Origin of the sequence: Pseudomonas sp. CG7 (assembly GCF_023701885.1) — a bacterium.
In the GTDB taxonomy this organism is placed as follows: domain Bacteria; phylum Pseudomonadota; class Gammaproteobacteria; order Pseudomonadales; family Pseudomonadaceae; genus Aquipseudomonas; species Aquipseudomonas zanjanensis.
In genome coordinates, this window is record NZ_JABAEE010000103.1 from 1 (window position 1) to 17988 (window position 17988).

Below are 17988 nucleotides of genomic sequence, written 5' to 3' on the forward strand. Positions count from 1 at the left end.
TCCGTATGTCATGCTCCAGCCATACCAGTCGGGTGTGGGCAAATACGTAGCGTCTGCACAGCTGCTTTAGAACGGCGCGCAGACCTTTTTTCTGGATGCGATCACGCAATGTTTGCAGAGCGTTCATGGTGCCTCCTGACGGGTGGCAGGGTTGGGGGGAAGGGGAGCTGTCCAACTGAGGGCGAACACGGTTTCCCCTGGCAGGAGGAACCCGACCTGGCCGGCCTTGCACTCAAGCGCAGCGCTGTGGCTGCGGTTGTCCGGGCCGAAATACATCAAGGTCATGCCTGGCTGAGGGCAGGCCGTGCCGTCGAGGCTGACCTGATGGGCTCGCGTGCTTTTGTTCACGCCCAGCAGATTGCGTTGTTTTCCGGTGGCCATGGCCAGTACGTCGACTTCAAACGCGTCGTTGTCCAGGCGCAGCACCTGGTCGAGCCAGTGCTGTTGGATGAACTGCTGGGCCAGGCCCACGGGCTTGAGCTCGAAGCGCTGGTCGTCCAGCACCCGCACCATGCCTTTGGGGTATTCGGGTTCGTCGGCGAGCATGAACCAGTTGAGCATGTCGAGCCAACCATCCGCGGAGGCGTTGATTGCCACCGATGTCCACCACAAGGCGGCGTAGTGGGTTTCCTGGTCGTAAGGGCTGAGGCTCGAGCCGCTGGACATATTGGTCTGGTCCAACAGCAACGCCTTGCGGGGCCGGCCCTGGCTGTCCAGCCCCACCAGGTTGGCGGCCTGACGGACGCTGTCGCGGTAGACCCGGGTCGCCAGCAGGTCGCGGATCATCCATTCGTGCCAGGCCAAGGCGTCGATCTGGTCGTCGGACGTCGCGAGCAGGCGCCGTGCCCAGTCGATCCCGCGCTTGTCAGCCGCATTATCGGTGAAGGGGCCGTTGGTGAACCGGGAGCTGGCGGGTATGGCGATGCGGACACCGGCGCGTGCGTTGGCAGGGTCGGCGCGGACCTGGGCCGCCATGCTCTGGAACAGTTGCTGGAAACTGGCGAAGTCTGGGTAGTTCAGGTTTGGCTCATCGGCAAAACTGAGGTAATGGATACCGTTGCCGCCCGAAGCCCGGGTCGACATGAGCCAGGCTTGCAAACCGCTGAGACTGGTCCGGTCGGCCTGCAGATCCGCCCGGCGCTGGGTAGCGGCCAGCAGGGTGATGTCCTGGCTGATGCCGAAGCGGCCCTGATACAAACGTCGGAAGGCGTCTTCATGATTGACCTTGGCCGCCATGACATCGACAAAACTGTAGAGGCTTGCCGCCTGGGGTTTGAGCGCATCGAGCATCGCGTAGCTGGAGGGCGGCAGTAATTCGTAGGGCAGGTATATGCCCAGCTTGGGGGTCGTGCCGAGCGTCTCGTCGTGTAGCGTCAGGTGGGTCTGCCCCGGATCCTGGCGCACCGGTTGCAAGTGCGCCGGGTCCTGGGCGAACAGGTTGGCCGTGCCGTCCAGCCAGAACGCCAGCTTGCCATTGCCCTGTACATGCAGGCGCCAGACTTGTTCAACATCCGTCACCGGCAGGGCCACTTGGTCGAACTGCCAATAGGCGCGGTACGGCTTGAGGTTCAGTTGCAGCTGTTTGCCATCGGCGACGCGCCGGGCTTGCAATGCCCGCGCGCCGCCGTGGAACTTGCCTGCCAGCACCGCCTGTTCGCCGGCTGCCACTTTGAAATACAGTTCGTCGCCATCGTGGGCTTCAGCACTGAAATGCACCTTGGCCGGAGCAAACAGTGCGCGGGTGCGGGCGTCGTGTTCGACGCTATAGCGCCGGAAACTGTAGCCGGGAATCTCCAACCGATAACTGGCGGCGCCGGGCAGCAAGGGCCATTGTTGCTCTCCGCGCACCTGGTCGGCCTTGACCAGGCGTTCGCCCGCCAACCGCCCGTGGCCGTCGAGCAGATACACGTGTTCGGCATTGGCCTCGGCCTGCCAGGCGGGCACCCAGCGTACGGTGACAGCATCCGGACGGTCGGTTTGCAGGTACAGGCTGCCGTCACGGATACCGGTCCACTGCATGGACGCGGCTTGGGCCGAGGTGGCCAAAAGCAGGAAACACAGGCAACCGCTCATTTTGAGCATGCGCTGCACGGGCCTCATCGCGAGCAAGCTCGCTCCCACAGTTGATTTGTGGTGGTCATGAAAATTGTGCTCGGCGCCAGGCTTTTGTGGGAGCGAGCCTGCTCGCGATGGCGCCGTCACACGCAACATCAGCGCCAACTGATCCACCGATTTCGCGAGCAGGCTCGCTCCCACAAGGGATTTGTGGTGCTTACACATACCGGACCCTGTGGGAGCGAGCTTGCTCGCGATGGCGGTTTTGCTGGCAACGGTGTTCACGCGGATTTCCCCAACAGCATCTGGCGCATCGGCAGCAAATCGCTGGGCAGGATAATCAGTGTCTGCCACGGCGCCACGCCGCTCAGGCGGCAATACATCACCAGCATGGCAACGGTCACGCCCAAGTAAGCGATGGACGAAGCGGCGGCGGCGCCGACGATGCCGTAGCTCGGAATCAGGATCAGGTTCAGCGCCAGGTTCAATAGCGCCCCCACGCCCATCAGCAACGAAACGCTGCCGGGGCGGCCCTTGCCCAGCAGGTCCAGGCGCAGGATGCTCGCGTAGCACAACCCGAACACCCCAGGCAGCAGCGCCAGCAGGGCCGGGTACGCCGGTTGATAGGCGATGCCGAACATGGTGACGATCAGCCATTCGCCGACCAGTACCATGCCCAGGCAGGCGGCGAGCATGGCCGTGGCGGTCAGGCGCAAGGCCAGCGGGGTCAGGCGCTTCATGTCTGTGTCTTGCTGCAGCAGGCGTTTCATCAGTGGCGTGGTGACCGCTTCCGGCACGATATGCAGCAGTTCAGCCGCGGCGCTGGCCATGGCGTAGTGCCCCAGCGCCGTGCTGCCCAGCAGTGCACCGATGAACAGGTAATCCGAGCGCATCATCAGTTGCTGGAACAAAAGGTCCGGATGACTGCGGACACCGTAACGCAGCAGTTCGTTCTGGCCGGTGCGATCCCAGCGCAGCGTGAACGCATGATCTCGGCGCAACCACATCCAGCCTGCCAGTACGACCAGGCTCAGGCCCGCCAGCCAGCTGATCAGCGCCGCTTCCAGCGCCGTGTCTTTCCACATCCAGAACAGCGCCACGAACAGCAACAGCGGGACCAGGGATTCCATCAGCCGCAAGGCATTGAACACACCGACGCCACCGGAGGCGTTGTGCAGTGTCAGCAGGCCGCTCTTGAGTACCGCCAGCGGCACGGCCAGCAACAGCAGCCAGGCCAGCAGCCCCAGTTGCAGGGTGATGTCCAGTTCGGCGCCGAACCCGCGCACCAGCGCCACCACCAGCAGCGTCAGCAACCCCGCCAGCAGGCAGCCGAAGACCAGCACGTGGCTGAGCAACAGGCTCATCGAGCGATGCTGCGCCGCCTGATAACCCACGGCAGAATTCAGGCCTCCACTGGTGGTGGCGCTGATCAGGTCCGGCAGGGTGCTCAGCAGTGCCAACAGCCCGCGTTCACTGGGCCCCAGGATCCGTGCCAGCAACACGTTGCGCAGCAGGCGCAGGCCGATCATTGCCAGGCTCGTGCCCATGCTCAACACCAAAAGCCTGATGTAATGTGCGCGATTCATGAACGGGCTCCTTGGCGAATGCGCCAGGCCAACAATTCAGGGTGGCAGGCGTTGCGCTGGCTGACGCCGAAACGCGGCAGGTTCAAAGGGTCGCCATCGTTGCGATACAGCCCGGCCTCGGTGCCCAGGGCGAAGGCAAAACCGTGGGCCGCCACCTGTTGGCGCACGCGAGCGTCGTTATCGCCGTTGGGGTAGCAATACACCGGCAAAGGTTGGGCGCAGCCGTTTTCCAGGGCTGTCCAACTGCGGGTCAGTTCTTCATGCAGGCGCTGGTCGTCCAGCCCGGTCAGGATCGCGTGGCTGGCGCCATGGGGGCCGAAGCGGACCAGGCCGGAATCTTCGAGCAGGCGCACCTGGGGCCAGTCCAGCGCTTGGGGTTGCGAGCCGTGCGGGCAGGCCTGCGTGAGGTCGCTCAAGGTGCGCGGATCGAGGGTCTTGAGGCTTTGCAGATAATGCAGCAGCGCCAGGCTGCGGCGCTCATCGTCGATATCATCGAGCAGCACCGGCAACGGCCGCCCGACGTGTTGCAGCTGCTCGATCAGCGAATGCCGTGCCACCTGTCCGTGGCTGCCCCACAGGGTTTCGCCGATGCTTTCCCACCAGAAGTGCTGGCGACTGCCGACGAAGTCGGTGGACAGGAAAATACTCGCCGGCACCTGGTATTGGCGCAGCAACGGAAAGGCATTCATGGCGTTGTCGCGCCAGCCATCGTCGAAGGTCAGGGCCACTCGCGGCCGGTTGGGGACGCTTTCAGGGTCGGCGAGCAAGAGGGTCATCAGCGGCACACATTCGAAATGCCGTTGCAGCCAGATCAGCAAATGTTCAAACGCATCGGGCCCCACGCACAGCTCGTTGCGATGGGGCAATTCGGCGGCGCGGTCGTTGTTCAACACGCGATGCAACATCAGGATCACGCCGGCGCCACGCAGGGGGTGGCGGCCCAGGGACGTGTTCAGGTACAACCAGCCGCCGGTGCGCTTGAAGACGTGTTTGATCGACATCGGCCCTTCTCCTTAGCGATTCTGCTCGGGGGTCCATTGGCTGTAGCGCTGGCCCCGCAGGAACTGCCAGAGCCCGATACTCATGCCCGCCAGTGTCACCAGCACGAACGCCGCCAGGCGAAAGGGCCGCGGCAACCGGTGGCCGGCGTCCATCAAGCCGACCAGTGCCATGGCGTAGCCGAGCAACTGCGCCACCAGGCTCAGGCGATAGAACGGATGGTCGTCCCACAGCCAGGCGTTGCTCAGCAACAGCGGCAAGAGCAACACCGGCGCCAGGCGGCGGATCAATTTGTGGCTGATCAACCCGATGGCGTAGAGGCCGTGACGCAGCGGGTTAAGTAGCTCCCGGCGCTGGGCCAGGCTCTGCAACCCACCGACGGTGACTCGCTGGCGGCGGCGAAACTGCTTGTCGGCTTCGTCCACGCCCTGGTCGGTCACCCGGGCTGGGGGTACGTAGACGATGGATTTGCCGGCGGCCGGCGCGCAGGTGCTGAGGAAAAAGTCATCGTTGACCTGGGCTGGGATCGGCTGGAACAGAACCCTGCGTAAAGCCAACAGGGCACCGTCGGCCGAGACCATGCAGTCGGTGCGACTCTCCACCCGCCGCAACCAGCCTTCGTAGTGCCGATACAGGCTATCGCCCAGGCTCAGGCCCTTGCCCGGCACGGGAATCTCCATATGGCCGGCACAGGCGCCAACCTCAGGATCCCCTAGCGGTACCAGCAGATGGCCGAGGGTGTCGGGAAACCATTGATTGTCGGCAGCGGTGAACACCAGGATGTCGCCGCTGCTGTGGGCCACGCCGGTATTGAGGGCGGCCGCCTTGCCCTGGCGTGGCAGGTCGAGCACGGTAATCCGCGGGTCGATGACGTTGCGCGCGCAGGCCACCGTGTCGTCCGTGGAACCGTCGCTGGCAAGGATGATTTGCAGCGAGCGCGCCGGGTAATCCTGGGCCAGCAGCGTGCGCAATTTCGCTTCGATGTGCCGCGCCTCGTTATGGGCAGCAATGATGACGCTGACGTCCATGGGCACTGCCGTGATGTAGCGGCGTACCGGAAACAGCGGGGCGAGCAAGGTCAACAGCACGGGGTAGCCGAGGTAGGCGTATACCGGCAGCAACAGGCAAGACCAATACAGATATTCAGCCACGGGCAGGTCTCCTGACGTTCCGTTGGAAAAGATTGAGCAGCAGCGCGGCACCGGTCAGGTGCAGGCGCACCCCGTGCAAGGTCCACAGTTGCAAGGCCAGGCGCGGGTCGCGTTGGCTCTGGCGCAGGCTCAGCACCAAGGCCGGCAATGTGCTGATGAACAACAGCATCAGCCCCAGGCGCGCCTGGCCTTGAAGCAAGGCGATCAGTGCCAGCAAATCCATGCCCCAGGTGCCAATGGACAGCGCGGGAAACCGCAGCAGGCGCAGGCTCGGCCCGTGGCTGCGCAACAACTGCCAGTGACTGCCCTGGCGCCACAGCTCCTTGCTCATCCATTCGCGCCAGCTGCCTTCATAGCCCCAGTGCAGGGCCACGCTTTCGTTGACCAGCAACAACTGCGCACCGGCTTGGCGCAGGCGCAGGGAGAAATCCTTGTCTTCACCCGTGCGCAGGGTCTCGTCGAAACCGTCGACCCGTTCGAACCAGGCGCGACGCATCAACAGATTGGCGCTGGGTAACCATTGCACGCGATGCAAGGGGCGGGAGCCCGGACGCTGACTGCGGCGCTGCCAAGCCTGTGCAAACCACGGCGCTTGGCCGGGCGTATCCAGGTCAAGCGCCAGCACATCGCCCTGGCGGCCTTCCATTTCGAGCAGTGACTTGAGCCAGTCGGCCGGCATTTCCATGTCGGCGTCGATGAACGCCAGCCATTCCCCACTGGCGACCGCCGCGCCACGGTTGCGCAGGGCACCGATGTGCACGCCAGGTACGATCAACACCCGCGCGCCCAGCTCATTGGCGATGCGCGGACCGTGGTCGTCGGAGCCGTTGTCCACCACGATCAACTCGCAATCCAGCCGCGCCTGGCGAGCCGCTTCCAGCGCCGCCAGCAGTGTACGGCCGATGTGCCGGGCCTCGTTGTACATCGGGATAATGATGCTTACGCGGCTCATGAACGGGCCTCCTGCGGCTCGGCCTGTTCGGCGTCGTAGCGCAAAATGCTGGTCAAGGCGAGCATGATCCACAGCAACTTGTGGTTCGGCGCGCTGAGGAATATCAGGAACAACGCCAGCGACAGGAAACTCATGCCCAAGTGCGTCAGCAGGTCCGCCTGGGCCCAGTCCCGGCGCTGGAGCCAGAGTTGGCGCGCGCGCATCAGGTTATAGAGGCCCAGCCCAATCGTAGCGACAAACATCAAGCCGCCTGGTACGCCGATTTCGCTGAAGATTTCCAGGTAGGTGTTATGGGCCTGGCGGTACAGATCGCCCATTTTGCGATTGGCCGAGAATGCCTTCGCGTAGCCGGTGGGGGCGTAGTGCTGCGGAAACGTCCCGGGGCCGGAACCGAGAATCGGATTTTCTCGGATCATCTGGCTGCCCACCACAATGTAGGAGGCGCGACGACCCAAGGAACCGTCCTTGTGGGCATTGGTGCCGGAACTGAGGATGCTCAACGACTGGATGCGTGCCACGTAGCCAGCCGGCATCACGGCGACTGTCACCGGAACCATGAGTGCCAGGCCGAGCATCGCGAACCCCAGGTGCCGAGGACGTATGCGAGGTAGCTGCGCCCGATAGTGATACAAGCCGATCATCAGACTGAGCAACAGCACAACCAGCCCTGAACGCGATTCGGTCTTGGTCATCCCGCCCAACAACAGGATGAAAGCGCCACCCCAGAACAACCGGTGCAACAGGTTCTGGCTGCGTAGGGTCAGCAGCAATGCCAGCGGTACGGTAAAGGCAATCAACAGTGCAAAGGCGTTCGGGTCTTCCAGCAACCCCGAGGCGCGGCCCTGATCCTGGTACCGGGCTGAAAACATCGCGAGCACGCAGGCCGTGGCGACGCTCACCGTCATCAGCCGGGCGAACATATCCAGGTTCAGCTCGCGGCCGATCAGCAGCGCGATCACAAACAGAATCAGCCCTACGGCGAGTTCACGCAGATGCGTCAGGGACACGCCGATGTTTTCCGAGATCAACAGGCTCAGGCCATACAACGCCATGAAGCCGAGTAACGGCTTCCAGATATTGCTGCGCAAGCGCGTCCCTGGGATCTGGTGCAAGGCCAACTGCAGCATCAGGATCAGGATCAGCGCTATGCCGAGGAATTTGCTGCCGGAAAACGCGTTGTCCTTGAACAGGCCTTCGAACGGCAGCAGCGCGGCAATGCCTAGCAAACCCCAGCTGGGCTTGCGGTACAGCATGGCGACGCCCACCAGGCCGAACACTGCGCCTGGTGCCAGGAACGGATAAGGACTGGCCAGCAATGCCAGGCAGACCAGCCCCAGCAGACTGACGATCGAGAGCGCGACGATCATGGTCGAGCCTCCCGTGCCGTGCGGATATAGAGTTGTGACCAGCGTTCGGCCAGCGTGCGCAGGTCGTAGCGGTCGCGTTGGGTGCACCGCGCGTTGTCGGCGAGGATTCGCGCCAGGGGCGGTTCGCTGAACAGCGTTTCGATTTGGCGGGCCAGCGCCTCGCTGTCGGCCGGTGTAGCGAGCAGGCCGTTGTGGCGGTCTTGCAGGATATCGGGAATGCCGCCGACGCCGAACGCCACCACCGGCACGCCGGCCTGCATGGCTTCGAGCAGGATCATCGGCGTGCCTTCGGTGCGTGAACTGATCACCAGCGCATCGAGGCGGCTCCACCAGCCGTCCATGTCTGTCTGATAACCAGGCAGTTCGATGCGTGTGGGCAGCCCGGCATCGGTGATGCGTTTGAGCAAGGACTGGCGTTCCGGGCCGTCGCCAAGCATCACCGCGTGCAGCGACGCATGGCGCTGGCACAGCGGGATCATCGCGTCGAGGAACAGGTCCGGGCCCTTCTCGCTGCTCAACCGACCGACGTAGCCGACCCGCCAGCGCTGCCTGTCGGCGTGGTGGGGCAGCGGCGTCGTGACGGCGGGCAGGCCGTTGGGGATCACATCGAGTTTTTCCGCTTTCACGCTGGCCTGGCGGTGCAGCGCCGCGATGCTTTCGGCCACGCAAACCACCCGCTTGACCGGTGCGGTACGGCACAGTTGCAGGCTCAGCCACGTATAGAACCGCTGCTTTGGACTGCGCGGCGTGAAGCCGTGCTGGGTAATCACCAGCGGCAGGCGCAGCATAGTGGCCGCCGACCAGCCGAACAACAGACCCTTGAAGTTGTGGGTATTGATCAGTGGTCGCTCGGCGCGCCGTTGCCGCAAATGTTGCAACAACTCGGCCCAACTGGCGCAGTGGTGGCAATCGACTCCGGCCTGGCGGAACCGCGTGATCAAGGTCGGCGGCGCCGCCAGGAACACCACCTGATGTTGGCCGGGTGTCGCCAGGCAATGATCGAGCAGCATCCGCTCGGCCCCATAGAAGCCGCCGCTGTCGAGCAAATGAATGATCGACAAGGGGCTGTCATGGCGGGACGGGCCGAACGGCGCGTTCAATTTCTCACCCAATGGACAAGGCTGGGCAGGCTCCAGTTGCGGTGTGGATTGATCTGCTCGGGTGACTGCTCGTTGATCACCAGCAAGACCGGCAGATCCAGTTGCTGGCTGATTTGCGCTGGGTGCTTGAAGCGATGGTCGAAGAACTCACGCACATAGACCAGGGCGATCGCCAGCAGCAGGCCACTGAACATGCCGAAGACAATGATCAGCATCGGCTTGGGAAAGGCCGCGGCGGTGGGTTCGAACGGCGGGCTCAGGACCCGGGCGTTGGACAGGTCGTTGTCCAGCGAACGCGCGGTGCTGGCCTCGGCAAAGCGGTGGGCATAAGTCGAGAAGGCCGCATGCAGGGCGTTGATCTCGGTGTCCATCTGCCGCAGCTTGCTCTGGGTTTCCTGCAACTGGTGGATGCGTTCCTTGAAGGCTGCGATGCGTTCGACTTTCTGATTGATCACCGAGCTGACCACCGCCAGGTCGGTGGTGCGTTCCTGGATGCGGTTGTTCACCACTTTGAGGAACTGCTGGCGCGTGCGCACGATCTGCTCCCGGGCCAGCAGCATGGGTTCGCTGCTGGGCTGGAAGATCGCCAGGTCGTTCATGTAGCGGCTCACCTGGCTGGTCAATTGCTCGCCCATTTGCCGGATTTCCCGGTCTTCGAAGGCGATGTTGTCCACGGAGGTGGTGAAGGTGAACGGGAAGGTGTAGTCGTTGAACCGCGAGCTGTTCGCCGCCGCCAGGCTGGTCTTGAGGTAATCGAGCCAGCGTTGGCTTTGCAGCAGGCGATCCCGGTACAGGTTCAGGGCCTGCTCCTCGGTGTTGATCGCATTCAAGCGGAACGTGATTTCTTCCTTGGGATCGGAAGAGCCGACGTCTTCAAGCAGCGTCAGGCGGTTGCCTTCCAAGCCGTCAAGGCGCGTCTGGTATTGGGCTTTCTTCTGCTCGTAGAAGGTCTGCGGCAGTTCGATCGACTGCAGGTCCTGGCGGTTGCTGAGGTAGTTCTGCAGCAGTTGCGCCACGAACCGGGTGCCTTGGGCCGGGTCGCCGAAACTGTAGACAATGGAGATGACGTTCGAGCCGGGCAGCGTCTCGATCTTCAGGTTTTCGATGGCCTCGTCGGTCAGGGTATCGAGCACGGTGTCGCGCACCGGATCGACCTCAAGCCCCAGGCCATCGCGCAGCGGATTGACGACGTACTCGCGCAGGGGCTGGGTGATGTAGCGCTTGAGCGGTTCGCTCACCCATTTGTTGAGAATGCCGGGGCTTGGGGTGTATTCACCCTGTTCGCGCAGGACACTGATGGTCTGCCGGATCAGCGCCGGCGAGCGCAGGATATTGCTCTCGGTTTCCATGTCCGCCAGGGACGGCGGGATGAAGGTGGCGTTTTCCTGGTTCAGCGACGTGGTGGCGTCGCCCTGGGAGAGCTTTTTCGACTGGACGATCACCTGGGCGGTGATGTCGAAGCTCTGCTTGAGCATCAACGGCAGCACCAGGGCGATCATGGCGAAAATCAGGAAGACGCGCTTCACCCACTGCTTGTTGGCAAAGAAGATCCTGAAGAACTCGTGCAGATAGTTTTCCTTGGGGGTCATGATCATTCACCTGGGGCAGTTGCCGCTGCTGTCGTTGTCGAGGTCGTAGCCGAAGCTGACGCCAACGCCCTGGAACAGCACCACATCGGCCAGTTGCCTGGCCATTTCACCGGCTTTGGCCAAGCCGGTCTTGGGCACATACAGCATGTCTTCCGGTTGCAGGTAGGCGATCTGCGAGGCGTCACCGCTCAGGGCCTTCTCCACGTCGTAGTGGCGGGCTTCAACCTGATTGCCGTTGCGACGCATGATCACCACCGAGTCGAGCCTGGCCTTGACGTTGGTGCCACGAGCCAGGGTCAGGGCCTCGAGGACCGAGATCGGCCGGCGGATCGGGTAGGAACCGGGTTGCGCCACTTCGCCGAGGACATAGATCTCGTTGCCGGCGGTGGACTTGAGCAGCACATCCACCGTCATGTGGCCGGGCAGTTGCGCGTAGCGCTCGTTGAGGAAGGTTTCCAGTTGGGTGACGGTCATGCCTTGCAACGGCACCGAGCCGATTTCCGGGAAGCTGGCGTAGCCATCCCGGCCCACGATGATTTCCCGGCTCATGCCCGTGGCCGGGTGGGTCAGGGTGTTGCGCAAGTTCGTCTCGCCGGACAGCGGGCTCGTCACCAGAACGGTCAATTGGTTGCGGTTGGGTTGGAACAGCTTCTTCTGGAGGTAGGCACGCTGCACCGCCAGGCGGGCTTCGTCGGTGGGCAGGCCGGCGACTTTCACCGAGGTGTTGGCGCCCGGCAGTTCGATGCTGCCGTCGGGCATCACCTGTTGCGTGCCGTTGAGCTGGCTGGCGGCGGTGAAGTTCAAGGCAACCTGATCGCCAGGTTGCACTCGATAAGCCTGGGACGAGGTCGTGTCGATGTGAAAAATCACATCCAGCACATCCTGGGGCCTCAGGGTTTGTTCGACCCTGGGCATGTCCGTGGCCTGGGCGTTGGCCGGCGCGGCCGTGAGGATCTGCACCGGCATCGAGCGGGTATCGGTGGTGCTGGAGCAACCGGCAAGCGGCAGCAACAGCAGGACAAGCATCTTGGCGTTCATCTCGTCATCCTTTTGCAGGCTTACAGGTTGTTGTAGAGCCACTTGGGCATGTAGTACTTGCGGCGGTTGAACACGCTGCCGACCACTTTCGAGCCGGCTTTTGAAAGGCGCTGACGGGCGGCCTGGGCCACTTCCCAGCGGGTGTCTTCACCGCGCACCACCAGCACCACGCCATCCACCTGGGTGCTGAGCACCAGGGTGTCGCTGGCCGAATACACCGCGTCGCCGTCGATCACCACAAAGCGGTATTGCGCCGCCAGTTGCCTGAACAACGGGCGCAGGCGCTCGGGGCTCAGGTGGTCAGCATTACGGCCGAGGCGACCGTGGGGCAGCACGTCGAAGGGCAGGCTGGACGCCTGCACCACGCAATCCTGCAACAGGGGCGGGGCAAGGCTGTTGAACAGCAGGTCGGTGAAGCCGCGCTCCTTGTGCAACGACAGCTGTTGGCTGAGGTTGCGCGGTGACTGGCTGGCATCCACCAGCAGGACGCGACCGTTGCTCATCTGAGCCAGTTGCGCGGCCAGCGCCATGGCGCTGGTGCTGGTGCCGGTACCGGTGTTGGCGGACGTCAAGAGCAGGATCCGCAGGGAAGGGTCGAGCACGGTCGAGGTCAGGTTGGTCTCGCTCGGGCTGGCTATGGTCAGGATATTCGTTGAACCGTCCATTTAACTCGCTCCGTGGCCGCTGAAAACTTTGAAGGGGGTTAGCATCAGGATCTTCAAATCCAGCCACAGGCTTTGTTCAGCGATGTAGCTGAGGTCCAATTCCACGCGCTGGTCGAAGTCGATATTGCTGCGCCCGGATATCTGCCACAGGCCGGTCATGCCGGGGTAGATGCTCAGGCGCACAAGATGGTTGTCCTTGTAGCGATAGGCGTTGAACGAGGTCGGCCGCGGACCCACCAGGCGCATGTCGCCGGTCACTACGTTGATCAGGTTCGGCAGTTCGTCGAGGCTGCTGCGCCGCAGGAATCGGCCGATGGGCGTGATGCGCGGGGCGTTGTCGATCTTGAAATCGATGGCATCGGCGCCGTGTTTGTTGAGGTGGCGCAGCGACTCCTTGAGAGCCTCGGCGTCGGCGACCATGGTGCGGAATTTGTACATGCCGAACACCCGCCCGCGATAACCGGTGCGCTTCTGTATGAACAGCACCGGGCCCGGGCTGGAAAATTTGACCAGCAGTGCCAGGCCCAGCAACAGCGGGCAGAACACCACCAGGATCGCCAGCGCGCCGAGGCAGGCCACGACACGGTTGGTGCGCGAGACCGTCCAGGGCCGGCCGCCGTCGCGACCGGTCAACCATCCACGGCCCTGGCGGTGGATGGCCGCGTCCAGGCGCCTGCGGTGGTCGGGATCGACACGTTTGTCGCGCCCGGGGGCGTTGATCTCGATGGCTTGTTCATGTCGGGTCATAGACTCCTCCGCTGAGGTTGGGCCGCGAGCGGCGCGTGGGCAGGCAGTGGGTAGTAATCGAGGAACCACTGGATGAAACGACCCAGGCCGTCGTCCAGTGCGATGCACGGCCGGAAACCGGTGGCCCGTGCCAGGTCACTGGCATCGGCGCAGGTGTTGAGCACATCGCCGGCTTGCAGGGGCAGCAGTTCGATGCGGGCGGTTCGTCCCAGGTGTTTTTCCAGCAGCGCGACGTAGGTGCGCAGCGCCACCGGGTGCTGGCCGCCGATGTTGTAGATCCGCCAGGGCGCGCGGCTGGTGGCCGGGTCCGGTTGTTCGTGGTCCAGCAAAGGCGTGACCTGGGGCGCACGGTCGATCAGGCGGGCGATGCTTTCGACGATGTCGTCGATGTAGGTGAAATCCCGCTGGTGCTCGCCGTGGTTGAACAGTTGCAGCACCCGGTCTTCGGCGATGGCGCGGGCAAACTGGATCGGCGACATGTCCGGCCGGCCCCAAGGGCCGTACACCGTAAAGAAGCGCAGGCCGGTGCAGGGAATGCCAAACAGGTGGCTATAGCTGTGGGCCATCAGTTCGTTGGCTTTTTTACTCGCCGCATACAGCGATAACGGGTGGTCGACGTTGTCCTGGACTGAATAAGGAATGCGCGTGTTCGCGCCGTACACCGAGCTCGAGGAGGCGTAGATCAAGTGCTTGACCGGGTACCGACGGCAGTTTTCCAGGATGTTCAGGATCCCGGTGATGTTGCTGTCGACATAGGCCTGGGGGTTTTCCAGGGAGTAGCGCACGCCGGCCTGGGCCGCGAGGTGAATCACCACGTCCGGGCGTCGGGTTTGGAACAGTTCATCAATGGCCGGCGCGTCGGCCAGGTCGAGCCGCGCCAAGGGGAAGCTGCCGACCTGGCCGTTCACCCAGGCCACGCGGTCGTGCTTGAGCTGCGGGTCGTAGTAGTCGTTGAAGTTATCCAGCCCGCACACCCGATGGCCGTCGCGCAGCAGCCGCAGCACGACGTGGGCCCCGATGAAACCGGCTGCGCCGGTGACCAGGATGTTCATGCTTGTGGCCCTGGCGCCGGGGTGCCGGGCACGGTGTGCCGCAGCCCGATACCGCGATACAACAGCCCGGCGGCGGCCAGGTGTTCGGGGTTGTACAGGTTGCGGCCATCGATGATCACCCGGGCGCGCAACTTGCTGGCCAGCAGGTCGAAATCCACCACGCGAAAGTTCTTCCACTCAGTGCAAATCACCAGGGCATCGGCGTCTTCCAGGGTGTCATCACGGGGCGCGCAGAGGTTGAGGTCTTTGCGATAGCCGTAGAGGCGACGGCATTCGGACATGGCTTCCGGATCGTAGGCCTGGACCCGTGCGCCTTCGCGCCACAGGGCTTCCATCAGGTAGCGGCTGGGGGCTTCGCGCATGTCATCGGTGTTGGGCTTGAACGCCAGGCCCCAGATGGCAATCGACTTGCCGGCCAGGCCATCCTGGAACTGCTTGGCCAGTTTTTCGAAGAGGATGTGCCGCTGGCTGTCGTTGACGTCGGTGACGCTGCGCAGCAGGCGCAGTGGCATGCCGCTTTGTTCGGCGGTGTGCAGCAGGGCCCGCAGGTCCTTGGGAAAGCACGAACCGCCAAAACCGCAGCCGGGGTAGATGAAGTGATAGCCGATGCGCGGGTCCGAGCCGATGCCTTTGCGCACCGCTTCGATGTCGGCGCCCAGCCGTTCGGTGAGGTTGGCCAGTTCGTTCATGAAACTGATGCGGGTGGCGAGCATGGCGTTGGCGGCGTACTTGGTCAGTTCGGCGCTGCGGTTGTCCATGAACATCAGTTTTTCGTGGTTGCGGCAGAAGGGCGCGTAGAGCTCCGTCATCTGGTCGCGGGCCACCGGATCGGCGGTGCCGACAATGATCCGGTCCGGACGCATGCAATCGGCCAGGGCGCTGCCTTCCTTGAGAAACTCGGGATTGGACACGACGCGTACGTTCAGCTGTTTCAGGCCGCGCCGGGCCAATGCCTGGCGGGCGCATTCGGCCACCTTGGCGGCGGTGCCCACCGGCACCGTGGACTTGATGACCAGGGTGCGGTCGCTGTCCATGAAATCGGCGATCTGCCGGGTGACCGCCAGCACATGGCTCAGGTCGGCCGAGCCGTCTTCATCGGCGGGCGTGCCGACGGCGATGAAGATCAGCTCGCCATGATTGACCGCGTCGCTGGCCTGGGAGCTGAACGACAAGCGTCCGGCCTTGATGTTGTCTTCGAGAAGATTGGACAGTCCCGGCTCGCTGATGGTTGGCACAGCCTGTTGCAGTTGCCGGATCTTGTTCGGGTCGATATCGATGCATAAAACGCGGTGTCCGACGGCGGCCATTGCAGCCGCCTGGATCAGCCCGACATACCCCGTACCAAATACGCTCACGTCCATTTTTGGCGCGCCTCGCAAACCGAATGATGTAACTCGGATGAAACTGTTTAGAGGGGTATAGCGCAGCTTCAGAAAAGCGTGTCAGCAAAATGACAGTTGTCAGTGTTGGCAATTCATGTGAAATCGGGCCTTTTGATATCAAGTCATTGACTGTTCTAGCAAAGTGGCTGTTTTACTGGGGATGTCCGGCATTTAACAAAGCGATAAACGGTCGTTATCCATAGATTTTTATATTTCGTTACCTATTTTCGTGTCGTTTTTGGGGTAACTTTTTTTTGACGCGTGTTGTGGGTGGACGTTTCTTGCGCTTTGAAAACCGGCTGCTAACGTGCAGGAACGAAGTGCTTTTGACACCGCGATCCGGTCGAGGAAAACATGGCCCGCTACCTCAAGGAATTGCTCCTGCTTTTGTACCTGCTCAAGGGGTACGACGCTTACCTCGACCGTCTCGACGCGTTGGGCCTGGGCTTGGCGACCGTGCTGTTCGGCGCCATGTTCGTGGTGCTGGTGCTGGCGCTGTGGTTGAGCGCCTACATCCGCCAGACGTTAGTGAGGCATGTGTTTGCCTTGGCGTTGTTTGTTTCGGCGGTGTTTTTCGAGGTGTACACCCAGGTCACGGACAGCTACCTGACCTACAGCCAGTTCGTTTCGCTGGTGTACTCGGGAGGTTTTATCCAGGAGGCTGCCTATCAATACCGCGAGGTGATCATCAACGCGGTGATCGGTGGCTTGTTGCTGTTGTTCGGCATCGCTCTCAAGCCTCGACGAACGCTGCGAGTGCCCGGTTATCTGCCTGTGGTCGCGCCCGTGCTGGGGGTGATGTTGCTCAGTGGCGTGTTGTTCGTGCGGGCGGGCGAAGGTGCGCGCGGCCTGCCGGTGATGTACACGCCGTTGGCCTATTTGAATCTCTTGGCCTACGAGTCCTTGCACAGCACGATCGGTCCCCGGGAGCCGGTCACCCTAACGCGGCGATCATCCTTGATCGAGCAGGACATAGTGCTGATCATCGACGAAAGCGTCGGCGGCAATTACCTGGATATCAACACCCCGTTTGGCGTGCGCAGCGGCCTGAAGACACCGCCCGAGGGCGTGGATATGTTCAATTTCGGCTACGCGGCGTCCATTGCCAATTGCAGCGCCGACACCAATGTCACCTTGCGCTACGGGGGGACGCGGACCGACTACATACGCATCAACAGCACTCGGCCGTCGATCTGGCAGTACGCCAAAAAGGCCGGCTTGCGTACCGTCTACATCGACGCCCAGCGCACCGGTGGCAACTTGCAGAACCTGATGACCGAGTTGGAAAAGCAGGACATCGATGAATTCGTCCAATTCGACCAGACCCGCGTGCGCGACCGCGACATGGCGGCGGCGGCGAAGTTGATCGAACTGCTGGACGATCACCAGGCTGAACTGGTGGTGATCAACAAGGTGGGGGCGCATTTCCCGGTACACGACAAATACCCCGACGACTTCATGAATTACCGCCCGGCCTTGCCGCGCGGGCAGTACCAGGAAGTGGCCGATACCGGCAGCCGCGACGGCTTCGATGGGCAGAAAGATGACTGGTTGCTGTACCGCAACGCGTACCAGAACACCTTGCAGTGGAACGTTGGCGAGTTCTTCAAGCGAGTCTTCCAGCAGGCCGACTTGAGCCGAGCGGTGCTGATCTACACCTCCGACCATGGCCAGGATCTGCACGAGCGTGGCAATCCTGGGCTCAACACTCATTGCGGTGGCGACCCGATGCCTGAAGAGGGGTTGGTGCCGTTGGTGGTGATCCAGGGTCGCCAATTCAATAGTCTTGATTGGCGTGGCGCCTGGGCGCGGAACAAGGATCGTTCGAGCCACTACAACATCTTTCCGACGCTGTTGCAGTTGATGGGGTATGACCCGGTTGGGGTTGAATCGGTTTATGGCAGGTCGTTGAGCCAGCCGACGGAGGATGAGTTTACGTTCAACTATCGTTTCAATGCGCGGTTGGGGGCGAAACCGGAGTGGAAGCATATTGACCTGGACCATATCGTGACGCCGCCTGCCGGCCAGGCCGAAATGGCGGCGGGGCATTGATTGAAGGCCCCTATGCGCTGGGCTCTTTGTGGGAGCGAGCTTGCTCGCGATGGCGGAGGGTCAGTTTGCGATGATGTTGGATACCCACAAGGTCTTGCACGACCCTGTGGCGAGGGAGCTTGCTCCCGCTGGGTCGCGCAGCGGCCCCAAAAAAAGCGATGAGCGCTGCGCACTCAAGCGGGAGCAAGCTCCCGCGCCACAGGACCGTGGTGCTCCCGAAACCCTTGTGGGAGCGAGCTTGCTCGCGATAGCA

The 17988-nt window shown here is 62.7% G+C and carries 14 protein-coding genes; 1 reads left to right on the forward strand and 13 read right to left on the reverse strand.

From position 1 onward, the window contains the following. Window positions 1–123: 123 nt before the first annotated feature. The 13 genes from HGO40_RS27455 to HGO40_RS27515 all read right to left on the reverse strand — a co-directional run bounded on the left by HGO40_RS27455 (window position 124) and on the right by HGO40_RS27515 (window position 15662). Window positions 124–2073 (reverse strand): hypothetical protein, encoded by a 1950-nt coding sequence (locus HGO40_RS27455; protein WP_250965605.1) that lies wholly within the window; start codon window positions 2071–2073, stop codon window positions 124–126. A 263-nt stretch (window positions 2074–2336) separates the two neighbouring features. Continuing rightward, complete coding sequence (locus HGO40_RS27460; RefSeq protein WP_186708605.1) at window positions 2337–3641, reverse strand: oligosaccharide flippase family protein; 1305 nt, start codon at window positions 3639–3641, stop codon at window positions 2337–2339. Beyond that, window positions 3638–4642: a polysaccharide deacetylase family protein gene (locus HGO40_RS27465; RefSeq protein WP_250965593.1), complete on the reverse strand. Its 1005-nt coding sequence runs from the start codon at window positions 4640–4642 to the stop codon at window positions 3638–3640. The genes HGO40_RS27460 and HGO40_RS27465 overlap by 4 nt, the downstream gene beginning before the upstream one ends. Before the next feature lie 12 nt (window positions 4643–4654). Then, window positions 4655–5791 carry a glycosyltransferase family 2 protein gene (locus HGO40_RS27470; RefSeq protein WP_250965594.1) on the reverse strand — a complete coding sequence of 379 codons (1137 nt, stop codon included), beginning with the start codon at window positions 5789–5791 and terminating at the stop codon, window positions 4655–4657. Further along, window positions 5784–6743 (reverse strand): glycosyltransferase, encoded by a 960-nt coding sequence (locus HGO40_RS27475; RefSeq protein WP_250965595.1) that lies wholly within the window; start codon window positions 6741–6743, stop codon window positions 5784–5786. The genes HGO40_RS27470 and HGO40_RS27475 overlap by 8 nt, the downstream gene beginning before the upstream one ends. Next, entirely contained in the window at window positions 6740–8110 is a 1371-nt protein-coding gene (locus HGO40_RS27480; RefSeq protein ID WP_250965596.1) for an O-antigen ligase family protein, read from the reverse strand. Before HGO40_RS27480 ends, HGO40_RS27475 begins: the two co-directional genes overlap by 4 nt. Further along, window positions 8107–9210: a glycosyltransferase family 4 protein gene (locus HGO40_RS27485; protein ID WP_250965597.1), complete on the reverse strand. Its 1104-nt coding sequence runs from the start codon at window positions 9208–9210 to the stop codon at window positions 8107–8109. Before HGO40_RS27485 ends, HGO40_RS27480 begins: the two co-directional genes overlap by 4 nt. Next, window positions 9207–10799 (reverse strand): GumC family protein, encoded by a 1593-nt coding sequence (locus HGO40_RS27490; protein WP_250965598.1) that lies wholly within the window; start codon window positions 10797–10799, stop codon window positions 9207–9209. Before HGO40_RS27490 ends, HGO40_RS27485 begins: the two co-directional genes overlap by 4 nt. A gap of 6 nt (window positions 10800–10805) precedes the next feature. Then, window positions 10806–11837, reverse strand: coding sequence for a polysaccharide biosynthesis/export family protein (locus HGO40_RS27495; RefSeq protein WP_250965599.1), 1032 nt, complete (start codon window positions 11835–11837; stop codon window positions 10806–10808). A 20-nt stretch (window positions 11838–11857) separates the two neighbouring features. After that, on the reverse strand, window positions 11858–12502 hold the full coding sequence (locus tag HGO40_RS27500; protein ID WP_250965600.1) for a CpsD/CapB family tyrosine-protein kinase: 645 nt from the start codon (window positions 12500–12502) through the stop codon (window positions 11858–11860). After that, window positions 12503–13249 (reverse strand): sugar transferase, encoded by a 747-nt coding sequence (locus HGO40_RS27505; RefSeq protein WP_250965601.1) that lies wholly within the window; start codon window positions 13247–13249, stop codon window positions 12503–12505. After that, a complete protein-coding gene (locus tag HGO40_RS27510) occupies window positions 13246–14301 on the reverse strand; it encodes an NAD-dependent epimerase (RefSeq protein WP_250965602.1) in 1056 nt (351 codons plus the stop codon). Before HGO40_RS27510 ends, HGO40_RS27505 begins: the two co-directional genes overlap by 4 nt. After that, on the reverse strand, window positions 14298–15662 hold the full coding sequence (locus HGO40_RS27515) for a UDP-glucose dehydrogenase family protein (protein ID WP_250965603.1): 1365 nt from the start codon (window positions 15660–15662) through the stop codon (window positions 14298–14300). The genes HGO40_RS27510 and HGO40_RS27515 overlap by 4 nt, the downstream gene beginning before the upstream one ends. Before the next feature lie 375 nt (window positions 15663–16037). Here HGO40_RS27515 and HGO40_RS27520 point away from each other — a divergent pair, with 375 nt between their 5' ends. Next, a complete protein-coding gene (locus HGO40_RS27520; protein WP_250965604.1) occupies window positions 16038–17735 on the forward strand; it encodes a sulfatase-like hydrolase/transferase in 1698 nt (565 codons plus the stop codon). The last annotated feature ends 253 nt before the right edge of the window (window positions 17736–17988 follow it).